This is a genomic window from Arthrobacter sp. Hiyo1 (assembly GCF_001263615.2).
Classification (GTDB): domain Bacteria; phylum Actinomycetota; class Actinomycetes; order Actinomycetales; family Micrococcaceae; genus Arthrobacter.
Genome location: NZ_DF952474.1, coordinates 259,613 through 262,864, shown reverse-complemented (window position 1 = coordinate 262,864; position 3,252 = coordinate 259,613). Strand labels below are relative to the sequence as shown.

General features: G+C 63.5%; 4 protein-coding genes and 1 pseudogene. 3 read left to right on the top strand and 2 right to left on the bottom strand.

Features of this window, described 5'->3' with window-relative positions:
• Positions 1–419 (top strand): AMP-binding enzyme (locus AHiyo1_RS18540; RefSeq protein ID WP_148667662.1); only part of this gene is annotated, 419 nt, incomplete at its 5' end.
• Between the two features lie 61 nt (positions 420–480).
• Positions 481–1,361, top strand: a pseudogene (locus AHiyo1_RS18535) (1,4-dihydroxy-2-naphthoate polyprenyltransferase).
• A gap of 198 nt (positions 1,362–1,559) precedes the next feature.
• Here the strand turns inward: AHiyo1_RS18535 and AHiyo1_RS18530 are convergent.
• A complete protein-coding gene (locus AHiyo1_RS18530; protein ID WP_059389528.1) occupies positions 1,560–1,868 on the bottom strand; it encodes a DUF4229 domain-containing protein in 309 nt (102 codons plus the stop codon).
• Positions 1,869–1,949: 81 nt separating this feature from the next.
• Between AHiyo1_RS18530 and AHiyo1_RS18525 the strand changes: the two genes are divergently transcribed.
• Entirely contained in the window at positions 1,950–2,327 is a 378-nt protein-coding gene (locus AHiyo1_RS18525; RefSeq protein WP_059389527.1) for a PLD nuclease N-terminal domain-containing protein, read from the top strand.
• A gap of 151 nt (positions 2,328–2,478) precedes the next feature.
• Here AHiyo1_RS18525 and ccsB read toward each other — a convergent pair.
• On the bottom strand, positions 2,479–3,252 hold a 774-nt coding region (ccsB, locus tag AHiyo1_RS18520), incomplete at its 5' end, for a c-type cytochrome biogenesis protein CcsB (RefSeq protein ID WP_059389526.1).

Sequence of the window (3,252 nt, the reverse complement as noted above, 5' to 3'; positions counted from 1 at the left end):
CCGCGGCGTTTTTCGAGGAGGACGGCACACGTTGGTACCGCACCAACGATCTCGGCGAGCTCGGCGACGACGGCACGCTCACGGTGCTGGGAAGGGCCGACGACGTCATCATCACCGGCGGCGTGAAAGCCTCCGCGGCGTTCATCCAGGCTGAGCTTGAAAAGTTCGACGGCGTCACGGCGGCTTTCGTGGCCGGGGTGCCTTCCCGCGAGTGGGGCCAGGCGGTGGCGGCCTATGTCGCCGTCGAGGACAGCTCCCCGGAAGCTGTCGCGGCCTACAAGGCCCGCTGCCAGGAATCGCTGGGCACCCTCGCGCCCAAAACAGTGCTGACCACGGATGGCCTGATCATGCTCCCCAACGGAAAGCCGGACCGGCTGGCGATGATCGAGCTTCTCGCCGAGGTGCATCAGGGAGAATAGACACGTCCTCCCTGACCGTCATTTGCCTTCCCCCAACGCGAAACAACACGAGGTACTGAACGTGGCAACAGCTGCACAATGGATTCAAGGCGCCCGCCTGCGCACCCTGCCGGCCGCGATCGCGCCGGTGCTGATCGGCACAGCGGCCGCCTACGAGCTGCAATCTTTCCGGCTCTTGAATGCCATCCTTGCCGCCCTCGTGGCCCTGCTGCTGCAGATCGGCGTGAACTATGCCAACGACTACTCGGACGGCATCCGTGCACCGACGAGGACCGCGTGGGTCCGCTCAGGCTGGTCGGTTCCGGCGCTGCACGACCGGACCACGTCAAGTGGGCTGCGTTCGGCGCGTTCGGCCTGGCCATGATTTTCGGCCTGGTCCTGGTGATCATTACGCAGAGCTGGTGGCTGATCCTGGTGGGTATCGGCTGCGTCCTTGCCGCCTGGGGATACACCGGCGGCAAGAACCCGTACGGCTACCTGGGCCTGGGCGACCTGTTCGTGTTTGTCTTCTTCGGCCTGGTGGCAACGCTCGGCACCACCTACACCCAGGCCGGGCAAGTGAGCCTTCCGGCCGTCATCGGCGCCATCGGCACGGGATTGATCGCCTGTGCCCTGCTGATGGCCAACAATGTGCGCGACATCCCGACGGACATGGCCGCGGGCAAACGGACACTGGCCGTGCGTCTGGGCGACCGCCACGCCCGCGAGAGCTACGTCCTGATGCTGGCCGTCGCGATCCTGCTGGTAGTGGTGCTGGCGCCCGCCAAGCCGTGGATGCTGATAGTACTGCTGCTGATCCCCGCTTGCCTCATGCCGGCATGGCTCATGGTCAACGGCCGGAAGCGCAAGAGCCTCATCCCCGTCCTCAAGCAGACCGGAATGATCAACCTTGGCTACAGCGTGCTGTTCTCGCTGGGCCTCATCCTGAGCCACGGCTTCTAACGCCCGCTCACATATAAGCCGTTTTTCGAAAACCCTCGCTCACATGATGTGAGCGAGCGTCCGCAGGAAACCCCACAAATGTGAGCGAGCGTCCGTAGGAAACCCCATTTATGTGAGCGAGCGTCCTTCCCCCCACATCGCCCGCTCACATATAGGCCGGTTTTCGAAAACCCTCGCTCACATCTGGGCCTTGAGCTTCTAGGCTTCTTTGGGGCGGCGGTCGTTCTCGACCTTTACCGCGGGGTTTTCGTCGACCAGCCGGTCCTCGATCGAGGCGTCCTCAATCTCCAACGCTGAGCGGATGGGCTTGGCCCGCCCGGAGAAACGTTCGCGCATGGCGGCAGTCGCGGCGTCGCGCTGCTTCTGGAAAAACAAGTAGCTGATGGCGAACGCGATGAGGCCCGCGAAAATCGCTGCCAGGAACAACCCTGTCTGCAGGAGGGCGAAGAGGACGAAGAGCGGTACGAAGATCGCCAGGCGGATCAGGGAGTATTTGAGGAAAGCCACGGATCAAGTTTAGCGTCACAGCCTGATTGCACCCTGATCGCGCAGCTATCACCGGACCCGACGGCGACTAGACTTGACGGTATGCTCCGCGTTGTTGCAGTTGTCGCCGTCCTGCTCGTGTACGTCTATGGGCTGGTGGACGTCATTCGCACCGACCGCCGCGCCACCCGGGGAATTTCCAAACCTGCTTGGCTCCTTGTCGTGATTTTCCTGCCGATCCTCGGAGCCGCTCTTTGGTTCATTCTGGGCCGCCCCTACAACATCCGGCCCACCCCGCAGCCTGCGAGCCACCCCACCGCTCCCGACGACGACCCCGACTTTCTCCGCAACCTGGAGGTCCGCCGTCGCAACCAGGCCGAAGCCGAACGGCTGAAAAAGCTCAAGGCCGAACTCGAAGCCAAGGAACGCAAGCTCAAGGGCGAATCCAAGGCCGACGACAGCGGCGACGTCAACAGCTGACACCTCGCCCATTGAACCTACGGCAGGAGAGGCCGCCCTTCCTGACCTCTTTTGAAACGCGAACGACGGCGACACGCCCGCAAGTGCGGAGTGTCGCGTCGTCGTTAATTCAAAAAGGGTCAGGACGGTAAGGCACCCGTCCTGGGCAGTCCTACTGCGACAGCCCCGAGTAGGAGTGCAGGCCGTTGAAGAACACGTTGACCACGGTGAAGTTGAAGATCACGCACAGGTAGCCTGCAATCGACAACCAGGCTGCGCGGGTTCCCGTCCAGCCTCGGGTGGCGCGCGCGTGCAGGTAGCCGGCGTAGACCACCCAAATCACGAAGGTCCAGACTTCCTTGGTGTCCCAGCCCCAGAAGCGGCCCCAGGCTTTCTCTGCCCAGATGGCGCCGAACATGAGGGTGAAGGTCCAGCCCACAAACCCCACGGTGTTGATGCGGTAGGACAGGTTTTCCAGGCTCAACGCGTTCGGTACGAGCCGCATGAAGCCCAGTTTGTCCACGCCGCCGGCCGCCAGGGTCTTCTGCCGGTGCGATTGCAGCAACTGCAGGGCTGACATGGCGAACGTCAAAGTGAACAGGGACGCGGACATCACGGCGATGGAGACGTGGATGACCAGCCAGTAGCTTTGCAGTGCCGGAACCAAGTGGCCTACCGGGGTCCAGTACGTCACGGACGCAGCCACCATCATGATCACGGCGAGGCCCAGCACGAAGGTGCCCAGGAAGCGCAGGTCACGGCGGATGAGCGAGAGCAGGAAGACCGCAACCACCAGGAAAGCGCCGGTGGTCAGGAACTCGTACATGTTGCCCCACGGCACGCGGCCTGCGCCGATCGCGCGGGTGATGACTCCGGCACCATGGATTGCCACGCCGATGATCGCGACCGCCACCGCCACGCGGGCGGGAATGCGGCGCTCGGGCGG

What these genes read in the sequence shown, in the direction of transcription:
- AHiyo1_RS18525 (WP_059389527.1), top strand. Translation starts at nt 1,950, where the DNA reads ATGCTCCGCGTTGTTGCAGTTGTCGCCGTCCTGCTCGTGTACGTCTAT.